The following is a 20,961-nucleotide window of genomic DNA, read 5'->3' as shown; positions in this document are numbered from 1 at the left end:
AAAGGCAGGCGGTTACATATGAAACGTTCTTTTTTGATACCTTCATTTGCCTTACTGACCGGCGTCCTGCTGACTGTCTCCCTTCTTTTATCTTTTGCTTTTGATAACGATAGGTTTTATTCCGGCATGGGCGAGGAAGCAGCGATTGCGCCGCAGGATGAGGGCATTGTTTTCACTTATTATGTCCAGGGTACCACCAAATTGTATCGAACTTCCATCGATGGTGGAGAAGCTGAACGCGTAACAAGGAAAGCCGGCATCAAAGAAACGGCTCCGGCTTTTTCACCAGACGGCTCTGAACTCCTGTTTCTTGGGACATCGACAACGGATATCCAATCGTTGTATACGGTAAAAAACAGGGAAACCGAAATCTTGCACCCATCAGGAGAAGAGATGCACTTCGAAGACGCTGTATATTCTCCAGACGGACAGTCGGTATATGCCATTGGTATGCCCGCAGATGAATGGATGGCCACCAGCGCAGAATCGTCCACCGGATTCGATATTTATGAAATAGACAGAGAATCCGGCGATGTATCCCAGATCACAGAACAGGATTACTACTTAATGAACAATTTATCCGTTTCCCCTTCCGGTGATTATCTCATGTTCACAGTAAGCAGCGGAACCGAAGAAAGCGTCGAAACCACGCCGCTTACGGAAGGGACAGACATTCCTGTCCCTTACCGGCAGCTGCCAAGTGGAATGTACGGCGCTTCCCTTTCACCAAACGGAGAACATGTTGCTTACACCGCCGTGACAGATACAAGCAGCAATGGGAACTTCCAATATGACCTTTTTCTGCTCGATCAAAACGATGGACAGACGCAGCGATTAACGTCGGCTGCGACCAACGTGGAGTCACCGGTGTTTTATCATGAATCGAACAGCATCCTCTACATGGAGGACATGAACTGGCCAAAGGCAGCCACAGACTACCACCTCCGGTCCATGGATGTAGCAAGCGGCAATGCCACAACTCTCGAACCGGAAGTAACAGGAATACAAAAGCATGTTCTCCTGGGAGCGACTGCCGGCTTTTTCATGAACAATACGGTCACTGCCGCGTTGTATCTGATGTTCGGGATTTCGCTCATCTTTCTGCTGCGCCGCAGAAGAAAAGCCGTCTACATTCCTGTTGTCATCAGCGCTGCGGGAAGTGCTGCGGGTTATATAGTGAACTTCCAGGATCCATGGACGTATCAGTTCGTCAACCTGGCAGTCGGCCCTGCTGCCACAGCACTGATCATCTTTGCCGCCGTGTTCTGGGTTACCGGCGCCTTATCACGGAAGATACCGTAATAGAGAAATACCGGGACAAAAGAGTTTATTAGAAAAGACGGAGTTGGGGAGCAGAATCCCGCTTCCGTCTTTTTTATGGGATCTCGCTGCTGATTATCTCTTTTGACGTATTGGCGGGTCCCTATTATCCCTTTCCCTTCGAGCAGCCGGGACTGAAGCTGATGACCAAAAATGCAATATGCTGCATATTCTTATCGACAAAAATATCCGAACGATGACATATGCCAAGAACCGCATTCTGTGTCATGGTTCGGATTATGAGCTGACCTCTATTCGGTTGTTCCGGATCGTTTATCCTTCCTGCCCTTCCGTCTGCTGGAGCTGCAGCGCAGCTTCCACTTGTGTAAGATGATCCAGCATTGCCGTTCTAGCAGCAGCAGCGTCCCGGTTTTTGATTGCTTTTAAAATTCTCTCATGTTCATCATAAAGCCGCTGCAGGCTTTTCTTTTCCGAGAACAGCCAGATGCGGCGGCTTTCAAACATCGTCCTGCGGAGCGTGTCCGAAAGCTCGTGCATCATGTCTAGCATCAATTGGTTATGAGACGCTTCGGCCACTGCCATATGAAAAGCAACATCCGCCGCTTCACCAACATTGTTTTCCTCCGAGGCAGTATCCATCTCCGCAAGCGCCTGCTTCATCTGTTCCAGCTGCTCCGTCGTATGTTTTTCAGCGGCCAGTTCGGCGGCGCCCACTTCCATGATTTTACGCACTTCAAATAGTTCCAGCATTTCTTTGTTGGAAATAATACGCTCCGGTTTCATCGGATCAAGTACGCCGGAGAAATCATACTGGTTCACAAACGTGCCTTCGCCCTGCTTGATCGTTACAATGCCGACCGCACGGAGCGCACTCAGTGCCTCGCGCACCGCCGAACGGCTGACCTGAAATTGTTCCGACAGCGTGACGACAGATTCCAGTTTATCTCCCGGCTGCAGATCGCCGTTTTTAATCATGTCCTCAATCTGCTCGCGGACAATTTCTGCGATTTTTTTCGTTTCAATCTGTTTATACATCATCCAGCGTGTACTCCTTCATGGCATGCTGGGCTTATTATAACATGGAACAGCACAGCCGGCGTTACCGTCGCACGGACCACACTGATTTGGGAGAATCGGGCATAAAAAAAGAGCTTTCCTTTATGGGAAAACTCCTCTATCTATTTATTGAACGTTTGTATGTGGAAAGCGTCTTTCTGCTTCTTTTTGCAGTTCGCTTGCATCTACGATAATGCTGCCTACGGATTTAAGAAATTTTTTCATGATTCATCCCCACTTTCTTCGTTTATGCTGTTTTCATTATGTCTTACACCGGCTGAAATCTCAAAAGCAGGTGTTAGGCATGAAAACGAAAACATCAGAAATGAAAGCGTTCGTCATCCCTTCGTTTCTCTTTTTTTCTCATGATTTCTTTGAGTTTCTATGCCACAGGGTTTTGCATTGTTTTTCATAAAGAGCTCTCCTGACGGATGGAAACGTTTTATGGACATTTTTCACAGGATAATGGCCGTAAAAATAATATTACAGCCATTTTCACAGCCGGAAGCTCCCAAAATGTCCACTATATTTATTTTAGACCCATTTTCATATGTAAAATGGGTCTAACCTCAACGTTGCAGACATTTTATCCGTCAGCATATCCGTCATGTCACATCATCCGCTTGATTGGGGTGGCAAAAGAGGCAGATATCAAACAGTCAGTCCTCCATCAAAAAACCGTACAACAGCACATGCAGAGCATGGCACCATTGTACGGTTGATCAAAAACATGTCTTTATCTATCTTCGGCCAGCTCTTTTTCAAGCTCACTGTCTTTAATGTAGGCTTTCGGCTTCATGATCGCTTCTTTATCAAACTCATCCAGCAAAAGCCCCCGCTTGACGCGGATTGGTGTATCCGGATTGGCCAGTGCCTGACGGGCGATACTGATGAAATCAGCGACGTTGTTTTCAATAAGCGATGATGCTGTCTCCGGATCAGACAGGCTGCCGCATGCTATCACAGGCTTGCCGCTGTGTTTTTGGGCGGCTTCGGTCATCGTCATCGTATTTTCTCCGAATCCCGGAGCCGTTGCGTCCATATCTGAAATATGAATGTAGTCGACTTCGGAGGCACCAAGTGCGGTAAAGATGATTCGTGCATCTTCTTCACCGCCGGACCAGCGGAAATGCGGGTTTGTTGCTTTCAGCTGGGAGATGCGGATGCCAAGCATCATATTCGAACCGACTTCCGCCCGCACGTCATGAATCGTTTCAACCAGCATGCGGAGCCGGTTTTCGACGGATCCTCCGTATTCATCCTCCCGGACATTGATGGTTTCCGACAAGAACTGGTCCAGAAGGTAGCCATTGGCACCATGCAGTTCGATGCCGTCAAATCCTGCATCACGGGCAAGACGTGCCGACTGGAGGAATCCCTGTTTCACCTCATCAATACCTTCTTTGGAAAGAGGTTCCGCTGTCGGAAATTCCCCTTCGCCGCCGTACACCGATACTTTTCCGCCGGGCGGCTGGAAGGCCGAGGGAGCGACCGATGTGTCTTTGTAATAATTTCCCTGGGACTGGGCACCGGCGTGCATCAGTTGCGCGATTGCTTTCGCGCCGTGCTGCTGTATGTCAGAGACAATCGGCTTCCAGGCTTCCTTATGCTTTTCGGTTGCGAGACCGCCTTGGTACTCATAACCCTGGCTGTAAGCCGTATCAGGATAGACGCCTTCTGTGATAACCGCTGCGAACCCGCCGGCGGCGAACTGTTCATAATACCGCCGCACTCTCCCATTGGGCGTGCCGTCTTCATCCGAACTGACCCTTGTCATCGGCGCTGTGATATAACGGTTTTTCAGAATGTGATTACTGATATGCTCCTGCTCAAAAAGCGTGTTCTCATAATCTGCCACATCGATCACCTGTCTTTCTGTCGAATACACGCGCCGGTTTAGTCGTGCGTTACATGCGCTGTAATATTTCCGCGGATCCGCTCGTCTCTCATACGCCGCAGCGCATCCGGTACATCTTCAAGATTGATTTCTTCTTCCAGCATTGGTTGAAGGGCCGAAGAAGCTGCAAGCCCGCCTACCTCTTCTGCCATACGGCCAAGGTCGGCAATCTGTTCATAGTCCTCCGAGCGGTACACAAACCCAAGCGCGATTTCGTGGATGCTCGGAGCGAGTGTCTTCGGGGTATAGCGCTCCATATCCGGAAGGTCGGCGACACATATAAGATCAGCATTGAAAGCGAGGTAATCAAACGCTTCCTCTGCCGTTTTCCGGCCGACCATATCCATCACAATATCGACTCCGCGGCCATTGGTGTACTCGTGTACTTTTTCCACAATATTTTCGGTATGATAATCAATCGTTTCATGCGCACCCAAATTCTTCACGTACTCGTTGTTCTCCGGCGAACATGTGGTTATAATACGCATCCCCACGCGTGCAGCAAGCTGGATGGCAAATCCTCCTACCGCTCCGGAGCCGGCCTGAATCAGGATTGTTCCGCCTTGGTTCATCCGCACTTTCCGGTGAAGGGCCTGATAGGCGGTGAGCGCAGGAGTCGGCAGGGTGGCCGCTTCGGCGAAACTCCATCCGGATGGAAGAGAAGCCAGTACGGTGCGGGAAGCCGTTACATATTCAGCGAATCCTCCCTGATGAGCAAGACTGGCGTGAAAGTAAACGGTATCGCCGGGCTTCCAGTCTGTTACACTGCTTCCCGTCTTATCTACTTCACCGGCCACATCCAGTCCGGAAATATGCGGGTACTTCCATTCCGGCAGGCCTCCGCCTTCCACTAATTTATAATCAACAGGGTTCAGACCGACGGCGTGAACCTTGACCCGCACGTCCTGCGGTCCTGGTTCCGGTGTTTCCATATCCATGAGTTCCATATTATCAACAGAGCCTGGCTCATTGATGGCTAGTGCTTTCATAGTTATACCCTCCCTTAGCTGTCCTTGTGCTATACCTCACAGAAGAGTATTTCAAACAAGCCGCTTCGTTATCCCTGAACCGGAACAACGGCATCATGCAGCTGTTTCTCCAACATTTCCCTGTACTGATCCGCCTGGTCTGTGCTCCATTCCAGCTTCTCAGCCATGTACGACTGGACTGCATCTTTCCAGTCATGCACCCAATGAATATCGAAAAAGAGAGCACCGGTCCGCCTTGTGAAAAAGTCCATCAGGGTTTCGGTCATTTCCTGTTCCAGTGCATAGTTTACCTGAGCATACACAAACGGTGTCATGCCGTATGGTCCTTTTTCGCCGGCTTCTTTTACATCAGCAAACAGCTGATCAACATTGGAACCATAGGTCCGCGCCAAATATGCCGCTTCTTCTGCTGACAGCCCGAGAGCTTCCCCTTCTTTCGTTTTTTCCTTCAAAAAACCTGGGAAACCTTTGCCGCCGCCGACGTCACCGCCCGAGAGCTTCCAGTACTTTGTCTGGCAGGATTGGAAAGCGACACCGTATTCTTCTTTAAAACGGCTGGCCACTTTATCCACCACGTGCTGTGCCATTTTCCGGTAACCGGTAAGCTTTCCACCGGCAATCGAAAAAATTCCGGAATCATGTTCCCAGATTTCGTCTTTTCGGGAAATCTCGGATGGATCTTTTCCTTCTTCTGCGATCAGCGGACGAAGACCGGCCCAGCTGGACTCCACGTCGTCTTTTGTGACGGTTACTTTCGGAAACATATCGGCAATAGCATCCAGCAGATAATCACGGTCGCTTTCTGTCATTTTTGGATTGGCAATATCGCCTTCATAGACAGTATCTGTGGTTCCCACATACGTTTTTCCTTCGCGCGGAATCGCAAATACCATCCGGCCGTCCGGCGTATCGAAGTAAACCGCCTGGGTCAATGGAAACACGGTGTCATCAAAAACAAGATGGATTCCTTTGGTGAGACGCAGGTGTTTCTGCTTTTTCGCATTGTCTTTTTCACGGAGCTGGTCAACCCACGGCCCTGCCGCGTTCACGATTTTGCGGGCATGGATGGTGTACGTTTCCCCGCTCAGCTGGTCTTCCACAGTGACACCGGCGGCTCTTTCTCCGTCATAAACGAAATCGAGTACTTTTGTGTAATTGATCATGGAAGCGTCATTAGCTGCCGCTTCTTTGGCTGTTTCAATCGTAAGTCTGGCGTCATCGGTTTTGTATTCCACGTAGTAGCCGCTTCCCCGGAGTCCGTCCTGTTTAAGAAGCGGAGCCCGGCGCAGGGTTTCTTCGCGGCTGAACATTTTCCGGCGTTCGCTCTTCTTCACGCCTGCGAGAAAGTCATAAACGCGGAGGCCGAGCGACGTGGAGAATGGACCGAAGTTACCGCCCTGGTGAAACGGCAGCATCATCCATTCGGGTGTCGTCACGTGCGGCGCATTCTGATACACAATTTCACGTTCTTTCCCGACTTCGGCCACCATCTTCACTTCAAATTGTTTCAGGTAACGGAGACCGCCGTGCACGAGTTTTGTCGAGCGGCTGGACGTGCCTGCCGCAAAATCCTGCATCTCCACCAGACCCGTATTCATTCCTCTTGTCGCTGCATCGAGCGCAATGCCGGAGCCTGTAATTCCGCCCCCGATAACCAATACATCAAATTCTGTATGGCTCATATGTTCCTTTTGGCTGTTGCGTTGTTTACTTGAAAAAGCACTCATTATTTTGTCCTCCTTTTATATTCTTTGACTGGTAAAGAATAGAATTCCGCTGATGATAGATGAATAAACGCTGATTCTGTTCTTCTTTCCGCAGGAATTCTTTCCCAAACCACCGATTACGGATCCATTAAAAAAACCGGAAAATCCCTTTTCTCGTTGTTTGAAAAAAGGGTTTTCCGGTTTCTCATGAGCTCCAACCATTTATTAACTTGTGCCGTTATTTAAAAGCCTGTGCTGCTTTTACTGCTTTCTGCCATCCATTATAAAGGTTTTCGCGCTGGCTGTCATCCATTTCGGGTTCGGTTCTTTCATCGACTTTCCAGTTTTTCGCTATGTCGTCGCGGCTGTCCCAGTAACCGACTGCAAGCCCGGCAAGGTAGGCAGCACCAAGGGCAGTCGTTTCATTTACTTCCGGACGTTCCACCGGAATATCCAGAATGTCACTCAAGAACTGCATAAGAAAGTCATTTTTCACCGCACCGCCGTCAACCCGCAAGGTGCTTACTTCGATTCCAGCGTCTTCTTCCATCGCATTCAGCACGTCTTTTGTCTGATAGCCGAGGGATTCCAGTGTGGCACGGACAAAGTGTTCTTTCTCTGTACCGCGGGTCAAGCCAAACACAGCGCCGCGGACATCGGAATCCCAGTACGGTGTGCCCAGCCCGACAAATGCCGGCACAACATACGCCCCTTCCGTGGAGTCCACTTTCTGGGCAAGCCCTTCGGATTCGGAAGCATCATTCAGCATGTTGAGCCCGTCACGGAGCCACTGAATCGCAGAACCAGCGACGAAAATGCTTCCCTCAAGCGCATATTCCACTTTGCCGTCAAGGCCCCAGGCCAGGGTGGTAAGTAGTCCGTTGTCCGACTGAATCGCTTCTTCTCCGGTATTCATGAGCATAAAGCAGCCGGTGCCGTACGTATTTTTGGCCATACCTTTTTCGAAGCAGGCCTGCCCGAATAATGCGGCATGCTGATCTCCGGCTGCGCCGGCAATCGGAACACTCTGGCCGAAAAAGTGATGATCGACGGTATTGGCGTAAACTTCCGATGAAGGGTGAACTTCAGGAAGCATGGACTTCGGAACGCCGAGAATATCAAGCAATTCATCGTCCCACTGAAGTTCGTGAATGTTGTACATCAACGTTCTGGAGGCGTTGGAATAATCGGTAACGTGCGCCTGACCGCCGGAAAGCTTCCAGATCAGCCATGTGTCAATGGTGCCAAACAGCAGGTCACCGTTCTCCGCTCTTTCGCGGGCGCCTTCCACATTATCCAGAATCCATTTCACTTTCGTACCGGAAAAATACGGATCGAGAAGCAGTCCGGTTTTATTCCGGAACGTTTCGTTCAGGTTCTGATCGCGGAGTTCGCGGCAGATATGTTCGGTCTGGCGGGACTGCCATACGACTGCGTTATAGATCGGCTTTCCTGTATGCTTGTCCCAGATAACGGTTGTTTCACGCTGATTGGTGATACCGATCCCTGCAATCTGCTTCGGATCGATATCGGCTTCTGTGAGAGCGGTAGCAATGACCGCCAGAATACCTCCCCATATTTCTGATGCATCATGTTCGACCCATCCGGGATGAGGAAAATACTGTGTAAATTCTTTCTGCGCCGTTTTTACAATTTCTCCTGATTCATTGAAGAAAATCGCTCTTGAACTTGTTGTCCCCTGGTCCAAAGCCAACATATACTTTTCCATCGAAAAACACCTCTTTTTAGTGATAGTTTCATTGTAAAATAGATACTATGTGTCTTGCGACCGTTCTGTTTTATTATGCCTGATGATTTTGACCTGGCTGCATCGTCTGCTTGGTTCCCTGGACATCGTTCATGAACGCATGGACGAGTGCTGCAGCTACGATAACAGTGAATATCCAGAACACCGGCGTTACATTCCCAACGAAAAAGGCTTGGTGAAACACACCGCCGTAGACCCCTCCAATGATAGGTCCGACAATGGGAATCCATGCGTACGCCCAGTCGGAAGGACCTTTGCCCGGAATAGGCAGAAACGCGTGCGCAATTCTCGGTCCGAGATCCCGCGCCGGGTTAATCGCATAGCCTGTAGGGCCGCCAAGCGAAATGCCGATAGCTGCGATCAACAGCCCTGTAATAAGGGGGTTCAACCCCTCTGTGAACTCATTTGCGCCGATGAACTGCAGCCCGAGCACAAGAATAAATGTGCCGATAATCTCACTGACAAGGTTAGCCGGGTAATTCCGTATCGCGGGGTCTGTCGCGAACACCCCGAGTTTTGCTCCCTTGTCTTCAGTTTTGCTCCAGTGAGCGAGATAATGAAAATACACAACGCAGGCACCAAGGACCGCTCCGACCATCTGTCCTGCGATATAAACCGGAACGTCCGCCCACGGAAACGTGCCGGCCGCCGCAAAACCAATGGTTACGGCCGGATTAATGTGAGCGCCGGTGAAACTCCCGACAGCGTACACACCCATGGCAACGCCCAGTCCCCAGCCTATCGATACAACGATCCAATCCGCACCTTCCGACTTGGAGCCACGCAATGTGACGCCGGCTACTACGCCGCACCCTAAAATAACGAGAATCATCGTCCCAAGCAGTTCGCCAAGAAAGGGAGACATATATATTCCCTCCTGCTTCAATATGATAGCGGTTAATATATTCATATAACAGACAACTATTGACACATCCAACAAAAAAAATCACACCTAGCCCTTTTAGATACAATATACACGTCTCCCGTGCATCCAAAAGCCGGTGTGAGTCTCATAGTCTCCATCACGTTATTAACCTGCCATTACTTTACAACTATCTGAAAACGTCGTCAACGGTCATGCGTTTTATTTTTTCACAAAAATGATAATCCTTGCATTTCAGGAAAACGCTTCCTTGCACTATTTTCGGCGGGGGAGCGGTGCTGCCTCCATTAGAAGATCCACCAAATGAACCGCCTCCATATTCCGTCCCTGCCCTTCGCGCTCGACACCGAGCTTCATCTGCAGCAGACATCCCGGGTTCGTGGTGACGATGCATTCCGGCGCCGTCTTCTTTACGTCGTCCATTTTCACATCGAGAATGTCCATCGCATCATCATAATTTACAATATTATAGATGCCGGCCGAACCGCAGCAAAAGTCCGGATTATTCATTTCCTTGAGCGTCAGACCGGGAATGCTTTCCATCAACTGACGGGGAGGGGTTGTCACGCGCTGCACATTCGTCATGTGACAGGACGGCTGGTACGTTATGGTCTTGGAAACTTCTTTTGAAAAGTCCAGTCCATCGAGTTCAACGAGCACTTCCGAAATATCCTTTACTTTCGCTGTAAAGGCAAGTGCCCTGTCATGCCACTCTGTTCCTTCTTCAAACATATGATCATATTCGATCAATCTTGCGCCGCAGCCTCCGGCATTGTTGACGATATAATCCACGTCCTCTTCTTCGAACGCCTGAATATTGGCGGCTGCCTGCTCTTTTGCCATGTCGGTTTTGCCGGCGTGAGCATGAAGCGCCCCGCAGCACGTTTGATTCTCAGGCAGTATGACCTCCGCCCCGGACAACCGCAGAAGTTCCACCGTATTCTGATTGGTTTCAAAAAACACACTGTCCATCACACAGCCGGTAAAAAAAGCCACCCTGGCCACTGGTACACCATCCGGCTTCACCCGCCGGCTCCGTGCTTTTCTTTGCTTCGGAGACGGCTGGGCCGGAACAACCTGCTCAAATTCCCCGAGATGCAGCGGGGCCATCGACGTTAAGCGAAGCACGCGGGCGGCTTTTTGCATACCGGAAGCCTGATACAACCAGGCCGCCTGTCCGAGACGGTTCATCCAGGACGCCGAAGGAAAAAACGAACCGAACAGAAAATCTTCCGTTTTCTACTGCGTTTTCGTTTTGGTCTCATGCTTTTCCAGCGTTTCTTTCGCCGCTTCCAGAAGGTCCCCGTACTGCACGTCCGTCGGACACACCGTCGTACAGGCCATGCAGCCGAGACATTTTTCAATCGGCTCTTTCAAGTCATCGAGGGATGCCTTGCCCTCAGCCGCCATTTTGATTAAATTAATCCGGCCGCGCGGCGAATGGGTTTCCTTTTCCATTGTTTCATAGGTCGGACAGGCGGGCAGACAGTAGCCGCACTGCACACAGTCAAAGGTCTTGTCATAAGCAAGTGCGTCTTTAAGCGATGTTCCATTACTCATCACGCAGCACCAACCTTGTCTGTCCCTGTTCAGGGAAAATTTTGCCCGGATTGAGGATGTTGTTCGGATCCCAGGCTTCTTTAATCCGTTTCATCATATCCACGCCGGCTGCGCCGAGTTCCTGTTCCATGAACGCAGATTTCATCGTGCCGATACCATGCTCTCCGGAAAGAGTGCCGCCGAGGTCAATCGCGGCTTCAAAAATTTCGGCCACGGCACGCTCCACCCGCTCCATTTCTTCCTGGTCCCGTTTATCACACATCACGTCCGGATGGAGGTTGCCGTCTCCGGCATGGCCGAACACAACAAGATCAACATGATATTTCTCCCTAATGGCCTGGAGACGCCTCATCATCGGTGCGATCTGGCTGCGCGGGACGGTTGCATCCTCTGCCACTTTTGTCGGCTTAATTGTTGCAATCGCCGGTGACACCAACTTTCTCGCCTGCCAGATTTCAGCCGCGGCCTCCTGCGTGTCCGGAATCCGGGTGTCCGTTGCGCCGAGATCCTGCATGATACGCTCCACCTGTCCGGTTTCGATCGATATCGCTTCGGGATGGCCGTCGAGTTCGATGATCAGCACCGCCGCCGCTTCCACAGGCAGACCGATAGGCTTGTACTGTTCCACTGCCTGGATGCACGCCTGATCGACAAATTCCATCTTGGACGGCAGGATTCCGGAGGTGAGCGTTTTGGAAATGGCCTGTCCGGCGGTTTCCACGTCATCAAACACCGCCATCAGCGTCTGTACCGCAGGCGGCTTCGGCACCAGTTTCACGACCGCTTCCGTTATCACACCAAGCGTTCCCTCACATCCGACAATCAATTTCGTCAAGTCGAACCCGGTAACGTTTTTGATCGTCCGGCCGCCGGTTTTCACCACCTCTCCTTCCGGTGTCACAACCTCCAGACCGATAACGTAATCCTTCGTGACACCGTACTTCAGCCCGCGCGGACCGCCGGAATTCTCCGCCAGATTGCCGCCGATCGTGCACACATGGGCACTGCTTGGGTCGGGCGGGTACATCAGGCCGTACTCCTGCACCGTTTTATCGATGTCGGCAGTCAGCACACTCGGCGAGACGACTGCAATCAAGTCATCAGGCGTGACGTCTATTTTTTCCGGCCACTGCGCCATGTCAAGCACGATCCCGCCTTTTACGGGAAGCGGCCCGCCGCTCAGACTGGTGGACTGTCCCCGCGGGGTTACCGGCACCCCGTGGGCGTTCGCCGTTTTCATCACATGCACGGTTTCTTCTGTCGTTTTCACCTGCACTACTGCTTCCGGCAGGTATTCGCCGAAAGACGCGTCAAAACTATAGCTGAACCGGTCGGCCGTATCCGTCATAATCTGTTTTTCCGGAAGACTGTCCTTCAGCTCTTCCAACCACTTCTGCATAACGGGCCCTTCTTTCTGCTTTTCTTTTTATTATAAACCTTCCCGGACAGGCTGAAAATGCGGTGCGGGACTTGTAAGGGTGCGAAAAGGGTTGCGAAACGAGGGCGTTTGTATTTACAATAGACTATTGTAAGAAACCCGTATAAGCCTATACGCGTTTATATCTTGCAAATATAAAACAAATAGGTGATGAAAATGGAAAATAATTATCAGGTTCTGCTTTACTACAAGTATGTTCCCATCGACGACCCGGAAACGTTTTCGATCGAACATCTTGACTACTGCAAAGAACTCGGTCTGCGCGGACGGATTCTCGTGGCCCACGAAGGATTGAACGGCACAGTGTCCGGAACGGTGGAACAGACCACTCAATATATGGAGGATCTGCGGAAAGACCCGCGCTTCTCCGACATTGAATTCAAAATCGACGAGTCGGACGGCCACGCCTTTAAGAAGATGCACGTACGCCACCGCGACGAAATTGTCTCCTTCCGTCTCGAAGAAGACATCGACCCGAATGAACTCACCGGCAATTACTTAAGCCCGAAAGAGTTCTACGAAAAAATGCATCAGGAGAACACGATCATCATTGATGCCCGCAACGACTACGAATATGATCTCGGTCATTTCCGCGGCGCCATCCGTCCGGATATCAATGCCTTCCGGGAACTGCCGGATTGGATTGAAGAGCACAAAGAAGAGCTCGAAGGCAAAGAAATCCTTACGTACTGCACCGGCGGCATCCGCTGCGAGAAGTTCTCCGGCTGGCTGAAAAACAAAGGCTTTGAGAACGTGAACCAGCTTCACGGCGGCATCGTGTCGTACGGCAAAGATGAAGAAGTACAGGGAAAACTCTGGGACGGCCAGTGCTACGTCTTCGATGAACGAATCAGCGTGCCGATCAACCAGGAAGAACACGTCGTCGTCGGCCGCGACCACTTTGACGGCGAACCGTGCGAACGCTACGTCAACTGCGCGTCTCCGGAGTGCAATGACCAGATTCTCTGCTCAGAAGAAAACGAGCACAAATACCTGCGCGGCTGCTCGCCTGAGTGCCGCGTCGATCCGGAGAACCGCTACATCGTCGAACATTCCATGAATCAAGAGGAGTGGGAAGAGCGGTTGAACGAGATTGGGGAAAGTCTGAAACAGAGAGTATAGATGGTTGTTGAAACTGCCCTTTTGCGGGCAGTTTTTTTGGATAAAGGGTGGTATCCGTCAAATGTACTCATTTATCGGCGAAATTGTTCTGTTTATCCGTCAAAGTTGGGACAATATCCGCCAACCAGGAACTTATCCGCTGAATCTCTTCATTTATCCGCCAAATAAGAAGGATTATCAGCCAAAGCATCTTCGTTATCCGTCCATTCATTGACATTCGTATCCAAGTCCGGTTACAGTAAAAGTAGATTTGTAACCAATCTTGTTACAGGAGCGGGATACATCATGATTAACAGCCGTCTCAGTGTGGCCATCCATATCTTATCCCTGCTGGCGTCTCACCCGCGTGACCGGCTGACGTCTGAGTACATCGCAGGAAGCGTGCAGACCAACCCCGTCGTCATCCGGCGCCTGACCGGCATGCTCCGCAAAGCGGGCATTGTCACGTCATCTCCCGGAACAGCAGGAGCCGTCCTTACGAAAGCGCCGGTTGAGATTACGCTGCTCGATGTGTATGACGCCGTCTTTGCCGGGGAAGACCTGTTTTCCATTCATAACACACCGAATCCGGACTGCCAGGTCGGCCGCAACATACAGGACACTCTGGATACACATTTTGAACGCGCGGAGCAGGCGATGAAAGATGAGCTCGCCCGGCAGACACTCGCAGATACCATGGAGCACCTTTTTGCCTGAAAGGTGTTTTTCCGTGCCGATCCTGTAACAGAATCAGTTACAAAATCATTTCATACAGGAGGGATTCCCATGAATATCGGTATTATCGGAGCAACAGGAAAATCCGGAGATCTTATTTTAAAAGAAGCACAACAGCGCGGCCACGACGTTACGGCGATTATACGCAGCCGTTCCAAGCTTGAGCACGATGTTCCTGTTATCGAAAAGGACCTCTTCAACCTGACACAGGAAGATCTGTCCGGCTTTGACGTTGTCGTTAATGCATTCGGCACAACTCCCGACCAGGGACAGCCTCATATCGATGCGGCCGATGTCCTGACAAACGCCCTGCAGGGAACCAGTACCCGTCTGTTTGTGGTCGGAGGTGCAGCCAGCCTGTACGTCGACGAAGGCAAGACCACACAGGTTATCGATACCCCGGATTTCCCGGATGCGATCAAACCAATGGCGGGCGGCATGGCCGAAGCCCTCTCCAAACTCCAGAACGCACAACATCTGAACTGGACGTTCCTCAGCCCGGCCGTGGAATTTGATGCAGAGGGTGCGCGCACCGGCACGTACCAGGTGGGCAAAGACCATATGATCACCAACTCCGAAGGTAACAGCTACATCAGCTACGCCGACTACGCCATCGCCGTTCTCGATGAACTTGAAAACAAAGAACACGAGAATGAGCGTTATACTGTCATCGGAGAAAAATCCTAATAAAAAACGGAGCCGGGTTTCACATAACCTGCAGCTCCGTTTCTTTTTTATTGATTAGCCTCTACCTGCTCCACTTTTCCTTCCATGTCCACCTTCCCTGCCTTCTTTTCAGAAGTTATCAGGCTGACGACAATAAAGGTTAATGCCGAGAGAGGGAACGCATAAAACAATGGATCAATGTGTGTCATTGGAAAAGGAAGCAGCGTCGTTTTTCCGAAAACCGCTTCCGATAATCCGATAGCAGAAGCCTCTTTGGCATGGAAAAACAGAAAACCGCTCGTACTTGCCAGAAATCCAACGACAATGCTTGCTTCAGCACCGGCTTTGGATGCCTTTTTCCAAAACAAACCACCGGTCAGAGCCGGCAGGAAGACAGCGGCACAGATGCCGAACCAGAAGGCAGTTGCCTGGGCGATCACACCGCCCGGAAGCACGTAGGCAAGCGAAATCGCCGCTGTCATACCAATCAATACGCCAAGACGGGACATGCTGATTTTGCCGTTGAACACAGCGGTGATATTCAGCTTTTTCAAAATATCTTCACTCAAAGAGGCGGCTTGGACATGAATCAGGGAACTGACCGTTGAGAGTGCTGCCGAAATGGCCGTTAATGTGAAAAGGTAAATAAACCAGTCCGGCATAATTTCGTTAATCAGTATAGGGATTACCAGATCCGTATTTCCTCCTGCCGCTTCCATAGCAAGGACTCCTTCAATATCCTGAAAAATGATATTACTGAGAGGACCTACCATATAGGCTCCCCCTGCCAGAAAGAAAATGACAACGCCTCCAACAGCAATTGAGCGATATAAGGATCGGTCACTGCTTACCGTCATGGAACGCATCGCCAGTTGAGGCTGGGCCAGCACACCAATACCGACTCCCATAATGAGTGTGCTTACCAATGTCCACCATTGCGGCGATCCAATAGCAGGCATAGATGTCCATCCCTGATGACCCTGCTCTACAAGCGCTGAAGGTACCAGGTTTTCCATGGAAGATAAAGCGCGGTGACCGTCAATCACTCCTCCGGCCTGCTGATAAGTAACAAATAATAATACTGAAGCCATCACAACCATGATAACGGCGGCAAACGCGTCGGTATACATCACAGCCCGAAGTCCGCCGCTTAACACGTAGACGGTTACAATAGCCGCAATCAGAAGCAGACCCAGATTATAATTAATCCCCATCGTTTCCTGTATGAACCGGCCGCCGCCGATTAACACAATACTCGTATAGGCCGGCATAAATATAAATATCATAGTTCCTGCAAAAATTGTCACAAATCTGGATTTATACATGCCCCCTAACAGAGACGGAAACGTGAAGACATTGAGCTGCTTGGCCCGGCTGCGGATTCTGGTACCATAGATAGCGAACGCAGCAAATACACCAAAAATGATATTGAGGGCGGATAACCATAAAAGTCCGAAGCCGAATGTTGCTGACGTTCCACCGAATCCAATGAGAGAAGATGTACTGATGAACGTTGCTCCGTAAGAAAGCGCCATTACAACAGGGTTGATATTGCCTCCGGCTATTAAATAATCTGCTTCAGTTACTGTCTTGTGGTATCCATAATAGGCAAGGCAGCTCATGATAACCAAGTACAGAATTAAAATTGGAATAAAAATAGACAGCTCCATTCTTATTCACCTCCCCCCTTATTCCAATTCACCAAACCGTAAATAATACAGAAAACAGCTGATAATATCGTTGCAAGCCACCCGGACAATGCGGCTATGCTTTCCATTCCAAACATGAGCTTGCTCCTTTCTATTTATCCCTTTTATAAAACGTTTTCAAAATAAGGGAGAACAGCAGGAGAAATGGTCATTTCCCCTGCATGTACGGTTTATGCATATTGTGCTTTAATATTATACTGCTTTAATGTCTCATAGATTTCCTGCTGCAGGTCTTTTGAAGGAACATCCATCGGAAGACGCAGCTCTGGTTCTATTTTACCCATCATGCCGAGCGCTGATTTAACCGGCGCCGGGTTCGTATCTTTAAAGAGCACATCATTCAACGGCATCAGGTCATAATGAAGTTCCTGTGCCCTTTCCACGTCACCGTCAAACCAGGCATCGTGCAGTTCCGCCACTTTCGACGGCAGGACGTTTGCCGTGGCACTGATAGAGCCGGTGCCTCCGATCGCAAGCATCGGATAGCAGAGCAGTTCAATCCCCGAGAACAGCAGGAAGTCTCTGCCGCAGTTGAGAAGCACCCGGTTCACATGCTCAAAGTCTTTGTTGGATTCCTTCACTCCGATGATATTCGGGCACGCGTCATTCAGCCGCGCCAGAGTCGACACCTGCAGGTTCTGCGCCGTCCGCCCAGGGATATTGTAAATGATAACCGGAATCTCCACCGAATCGGCAACCGTCTTAAAATGTTTGAATAGTGCTTCCTGATTCGGTTTGTTGTAATACGGCACAATCACAAGAGCTGCGTCCGCGCCCATTTCCTCTGCGCTTTTCGTCAGCCGCATCGTTTCGGCGTGATTGGTTGATCCTGTACCGGGAGCAACAGGCACACGGCCGTTGACTGTTTTCACCGCTGTCTCCATCACTTTTTCCCGCTCTTCCACTGAGAGAGAGCTCGGTTCTCCGGACGTCCCGGTAACTGAAATGGCGTGGCTCCCGTTGTCTATCTGAAATTCGATCAGCTCCGCCAGTTTCTCGTAATCGACATCGTGATTTTTGGTGAACGGTGTGATGACCGGGGCCATCGAGCCGCGCAGCCTGGACTTTACCTCTTCATAGTTCGCAACCATAACGATACCTCCTACATAAAATCGCTTTCATTTTAATGGTGGTTTTATTGCATATAATTTAATATATGATTTCAAGTTAGAAAATACTTCGGTGTGAGTTGAACCCCAAACGCACCCTGCAACTTCAGCAGCAACAATTCCGATATTATCTTTTATCGGGAATTCGTTTTGATTCTTACGAAAATTTAAGTGCTGCCTTCTGTATATTTATTCCCCGTATTTTGCCATAAAGGGCATAATAAATCACACTTACATACTCAATTCCAGTTCATCAAACGGAAGCTGGGCGTGGAACGCATCCATGTCGTAATCCGCAATAAAGTTTTCCCATAGCATCTGCACCGGCGTGTCATCATCAAACGGCAGATCATAGAAGGTATGCAGGGTCAGTTCTCCAGGGGCACCGCCGGATTTCACTTCACACATCCCTTTCGTAATCAGTGTGCCGCTCTTAAGTGTGACTTCATAGGAACCTGGTGACGGCAGAAGATAGTCATTATCGATATAGATCCGGTACTGATGCCCTTGCCGGCAGAGAATTCCCTGTATTTCATAGCGGCTGCCGAGGTAGCTCGGGATATGCTCAACCCGCCCGGTAGTAATCAGCTGACGGAGGAGAGTGGAGCTGACCTTCTGATGATATTTCTCCAGTTTTTCCACTGTCGTCACCCCGAAACGGCCGTCTGCATCAAGATTCAGCTGCGCCATATTGCCTTTGCCCTTGAATCCGTACGTGTAATCAAAGCCGGCGACTGCATGGCGGCATTTCAGGCCGTGCAGGTAATCATCAACAAACTCTTTGTGCGGCACTGCAGCCACGTTCATATCAAAAGCTGTAACGTAGAGCAAATCGACACCCAGCTTTTCAAACATCCTTTCCTTTACGGAGAGCGGCGTAATATAGCGGGTAATCTGATTGCCTTTTTTGATAACCGTACTTGGATGAGGAAAAAAGGTCATAACAGCGAGTTTCAGATTTTTCTGATCTGCGATAGTTTTAGCTGTTTTGATGATTTCCTGATGCCCCAGATGCACTCCGTCAAAAAATCCTAATGCCATCACACACGGTTCGCTGTTATCCTGTATGGTTTTCTTTATTGGATGCTGCACATGAATGGTTCTCATGATGATCCCTCCCGTTTAAACTTCGGTTGCTGCTTTATCGCTGACGTCCTTATATTTTCCTTCATAAATAGTAAGAGGCTGTCTGTCCTGCAGCTGAAGATTTTTCACGGCTCCGACAAATAGAGTGTGGTCACCGGCCAGGTGGGTTTCATACACATCGCAGGCCAGAGTTACCAAAGAGTCTTCAATGACAGGAAGTCCTTCAAATCGTTCAAATTCTACTTCCCGGTCTTGCAGCTGTCCGGCAAATATCATGGATTTATCCTGCTGGCTTTCTGATAGAATATTCACCGCAAAATGGCCGGATTGTTTGATCCAATCAAGCATTCTAGCCTTATTGGCAACAGATATCAATACAAGTTTTGGGTCAATAGACACTGACATAAAAGCGTTTGCTGTCATACCGCGCACTTGATCATCGAATTCCGTTGTAATAACGGTCACTCCTGTAGCGAATTTTCCCATCGCTGTCTTGAACATACGATCATCCATGTTATCACCTCGTTAAAAATTATTATTGATGACAGTCAACTTGAGTTCTGTCATTTCATCCACCGCGTACTTGATGCCTTCCCGGCCCGTTCCACTTTCTTTTACACCGCCGTACGGCATATGATCGACACGGAAGGTTGGAAAGTCATTGATCAATACACCGCCGACTTCGAGCTGTTCGGACGCTTTCATGGCTTTCTGGATATCCCGTGTATAGATACCGGCCTGCAGCCCGTATCTGGAATCATTGACTTCTCCGGTGGCTTCTTCCACCGACGACACGCTGTTGATCAGTACGATCGGCGCGAATACTTCTTCGCAGGATACTTTCTGATCGCTTGGCACACCGGTTAAAACCGTCGGCAGCACGACGTTTCCTTCGTTTGTATTACCCGTTTCGACATTGGCTCCGCTGTCCTGCGCTTCTCTAATCCAGGACAGAGCCCGGTCGGCATCATCCGGTGAAATCATCGCCGATACATTCGTTCCTTCGTCCATCGGATCACCGGTTTTCAGTTTTTTCGTTTCTTCGGTGAATTTATCAACAAATGTCCGGAATATATTGTCGTGAACATAAATCCGCTGCAGGGATATGCAGACCTGCCCCTGAAACGCAAACGCTCCCTGTACACAGCGAGGTACAATGTGATCCATGTCCGTATTCTCGTCTACAATGACGGCAGAGTTGGAACCAAGTTCAAGCGTTGTTTTTTTCAGTCCGGCCCGGCCTCGGATCTGCTTTCCAACTTCCGGACTGCCGGTAAACGTAATCATGCTGACCCGCTCATCGGTGACAAGCTTATCGCCAATCACCCGGCCGCTCCCGGTCATCACATTCAATGCTCCAGCAGGAAGCCCTGCTTCTTCCAGCAGCTCCGCCAGGAAGAATGCCGACAGCGGTGTCTGGGACGCCGGCTTTAACACGATGGTATTTCCCGTTGCAATCGCCGGGCCGACTTTATGGGCGACGAGATTCATCGGAAAATTAAACGGAGTAATGGCACCGATAACGCCAATCGGTTCATGCGTGGTATAACCAATCCGATTTTCTCCGCCGGGAGCCGCATCCATAGGCAGCGTTTCGCCGTACAGCTGACTGGCTGCCTGGGAAGCAAACGTGTACGTCTGGATTGTCCGGGCTACTTCGCCCCTGGCCGTCGTAATAGGTTTTGCTGCCTCAAGAGCAATCAGCTCCGCTGCCCGTTCCTTATTTTCTTCCAGCAGATGCGCTAGATTGGAAAGAATGGTGCTGCGCTGATGGGCAGCCATCTGCTGCATCGAACGTTTCGCCCCCACAGCTGCCTGTAAGGCATCTTCTGCTTCGTCTTCGCCGGCTGCTGGAATCTTTGTCAGTTCCTTCTGATCAAAAGGAGCATATAAAGCCTTGTATTCTTTGGGTTTTTTCCATTTCCCATTCACAAAGAGCAGCTGGTACGCAGGGATTTCATGTTTGAGCATCGTGGG

The 20,961-nt window shown here is 50.1% G+C and carries 19 protein-coding genes; 4 read left to right on the top strand and 15 right to left on the bottom strand.

What is annotated here, in order from left to right:
- The first annotated feature begins 18 nt into the window (after nucleotides 1–18).
- Nucleotides 19–1,302: a TolB family protein gene (locus tag BM058_RS00590; protein ID WP_090925097.1), complete on the top strand. Its 1,284-nt coding sequence runs from the start codon at nucleotides 19–21 to the stop codon at nucleotides 1,300–1,302.
- A 291-nt stretch (nucleotides 1,303–1,593) separates the two neighbouring features.
- Here BM058_RS00590 and BM058_RS00585 read toward each other — a convergent pair whose 3' ends face one another.
- The 9 genes from BM058_RS00585 to BM058_RS00545 all read right to left on the bottom strand — a co-directional run bounded on the left by BM058_RS00585 (nucleotide 1,594) and on the right by BM058_RS00545 (nucleotide 12,539).
- Nucleotides 1,594–2,319: a FadR/GntR family transcriptional regulator gene (locus tag BM058_RS00585; protein WP_090925096.1), complete on the bottom strand. Its 726-nt coding sequence runs from the start codon at nucleotides 2,317–2,319 to the stop codon at nucleotides 1,594–1,596.
- A 754-nt stretch (nucleotides 2,320–3,073) separates the two neighbouring features.
- Nucleotides 3,074–4,195 carry an oxidoreductase gene (locus BM058_RS00575; RefSeq protein WP_090925094.1) on the bottom strand — a complete coding sequence of 374 codons (1,122 nt, stop codon included), beginning with the start codon at nucleotides 4,193–4,195 and terminating at the stop codon, nucleotides 3,074–3,076.
- Between the two features lie 38 nt (nucleotides 4,196–4,233).
- Nucleotides 4,234–5,223, bottom strand: coding sequence for a zinc-binding dehydrogenase (locus BM058_RS00570; RefSeq protein WP_090925093.1), 990 nt, complete (start codon nucleotides 5,221–5,223; stop codon nucleotides 4,234–4,236).
- A gap of 68 nt (nucleotides 5,224–5,291) precedes the next feature.
- Nucleotides 5,292–6,950 carry a glycerol-3-phosphate dehydrogenase/oxidase gene (locus tag BM058_RS00565; protein WP_090925092.1) on the bottom strand — a complete coding sequence of 553 codons (1,659 nt, stop codon included), beginning with the start codon at nucleotides 6,948–6,950 and terminating at the stop codon, nucleotides 5,292–5,294.
- A gap of 217 nt (nucleotides 6,951–7,167) precedes the next feature.
- Nucleotides 7,168–8,658 (bottom strand): glycerol kinase GlpK, encoded by a 1,491-nt coding sequence (glpK, locus tag BM058_RS00560; protein WP_090925091.1) that lies wholly within the window; start codon nucleotides 8,656–8,658, stop codon nucleotides 7,168–7,170.
- Between the two features lie 73 nt (nucleotides 8,659–8,731).
- Entirely contained in the window at nucleotides 8,732–9,562 is an 831-nt protein-coding gene (locus BM058_RS00555; protein WP_090925090.1) for an MIP/aquaporin family protein, read from the bottom strand.
- Nucleotides 9,563–9,835: 273 nt separating this feature from the next.
- Complete coding sequence (locus BM058_RS00550) at nucleotides 9,836–10,771, bottom strand: (Fe-S)-binding protein (RefSeq protein WP_322787863.1); 936 nt, start codon at nucleotides 10,769–10,771, stop codon at nucleotides 9,836–9,838.
- Between the two features lie 48 nt (nucleotides 10,772–10,819).
- Nucleotides 10,820–11,140: a 4Fe-4S dicluster domain-containing protein gene (locus tag BM058_RS18780; RefSeq protein WP_322787862.1), complete on the bottom strand. Its 321-nt coding sequence runs from the start codon at nucleotides 11,138–11,140 to the stop codon at nucleotides 10,820–10,822.
- On the bottom strand, nucleotides 11,133–12,539 hold the full coding sequence (locus tag BM058_RS00545) for an FAD-binding oxidoreductase (protein ID WP_090925089.1): 1,407 nt from the start codon (nucleotides 12,537–12,539) through the stop codon (nucleotides 11,133–11,135). The genes BM058_RS18780 and BM058_RS00545 overlap by 8 nt, the downstream gene beginning before the upstream one ends.
- A 195-nt stretch (nucleotides 12,540–12,734) precedes the next feature.
- Between BM058_RS00545 and trhO the strand changes: the two genes are divergently transcribed.
- From trhO to BM058_RS00530, 3 genes are all read left to right on the top strand, one after another.
- Nucleotides 12,735–13,700: an oxygen-dependent tRNA uridine(34) hydroxylase TrhO gene (gene trhO, locus BM058_RS00540; RefSeq protein WP_090925088.1), complete on the top strand. Its 966-nt coding sequence runs from the start codon at nucleotides 12,735–12,737 to the stop codon at nucleotides 13,698–13,700.
- Nucleotides 13,701–13,985: 285 nt separating this feature from the next.
- Nucleotides 13,986–14,396 (top strand): Rrf2 family transcriptional regulator, encoded by a 411-nt coding sequence (locus tag BM058_RS00535; protein WP_090925087.1) that lies wholly within the window; start codon nucleotides 13,986–13,988, stop codon nucleotides 14,394–14,396.
- Between the two features lie 69 nt (nucleotides 14,397–14,465).
- Nucleotides 14,466–15,101: an NAD(P)-dependent oxidoreductase gene (locus BM058_RS00530; RefSeq protein WP_090925086.1), complete on the top strand. Its 636-nt coding sequence runs from the start codon at nucleotides 14,466–14,468 to the stop codon at nucleotides 15,099–15,101.
- Nucleotides 15,102–15,148: 47 nt separating this feature from the next.
- Here BM058_RS00530 and BM058_RS00525 read toward each other — a convergent pair whose 3' ends face one another.
- The 6 genes from BM058_RS00525 to BM058_RS00505 form a co-directional block, all read right to left on the bottom strand.
- Complete coding sequence (locus tag BM058_RS00525) at nucleotides 15,149–16,750, bottom strand: sodium:solute symporter family protein (RefSeq protein ID WP_090925085.1); 1,602 nt, start codon at nucleotides 16,748–16,750, stop codon at nucleotides 15,149–15,151.
- A gap of 2 nt (nucleotides 16,751–16,752) precedes the next feature.
- Nucleotides 16,753–16,857 carry a symporter small accessory protein gene (locus tag BM058_RS18830; protein ID WP_407690155.1) on the bottom strand — a complete coding sequence of 35 codons (105 nt, stop codon included), beginning with the start codon at nucleotides 16,855–16,857 and terminating at the stop codon, nucleotides 16,753–16,755.
- A 102-nt stretch (nucleotides 16,858–16,959) separates the two neighbouring features.
- Complete coding sequence (gene hpaI, locus BM058_RS00520) at nucleotides 16,960–17,880, bottom strand: 2,4-dihydroxyhept-2-ene-1,7-dioic acid aldolase (RefSeq protein WP_090925084.1); 921 nt, start codon at nucleotides 17,878–17,880, stop codon at nucleotides 16,960–16,962.
- Between the two features lie 249 nt (nucleotides 17,881–18,129).
- Nucleotides 18,130–19,005 (bottom strand): FAD synthetase family protein, encoded by an 876-nt coding sequence (locus BM058_RS00515; RefSeq protein ID WP_090925083.1) that lies wholly within the window; start codon nucleotides 19,003–19,005, stop codon nucleotides 18,130–18,132.
- A 15-nt stretch (nucleotides 19,006–19,020) separates the two neighbouring features.
- Complete coding sequence (locus BM058_RS00510; RefSeq protein ID WP_090925082.1) at nucleotides 19,021–19,497, bottom strand: flavin reductase family protein; 477 nt, start codon at nucleotides 19,495–19,497, stop codon at nucleotides 19,021–19,023.
- Nucleotides 19,498–19,509: 12 nt separating this feature from the next.
- The gene (locus BM058_RS00505; protein WP_090925081.1) at nucleotides 19,510–20,955 is read right to left on the bottom strand and encodes an aldehyde dehydrogenase family protein; all 1,446 of its coding nucleotides are present in this window, start codon (nucleotides 20,953–20,955) and stop codon (nucleotides 19,510–19,512) included.
- Nucleotides 20,956–20,961 lie beyond the last annotated feature (6 nt).

It is taken from the genome of Salibacterium qingdaonense, from assembly GCF_900114715.1.
GTDB lineage: Bacteria > Bacillota > Bacilli > Bacillales > Marinococcaceae > Salibacterium > Salibacterium qingdaonense.
This window is presented reverse-complemented; position numbering and strand designations above follow the sequence as displayed.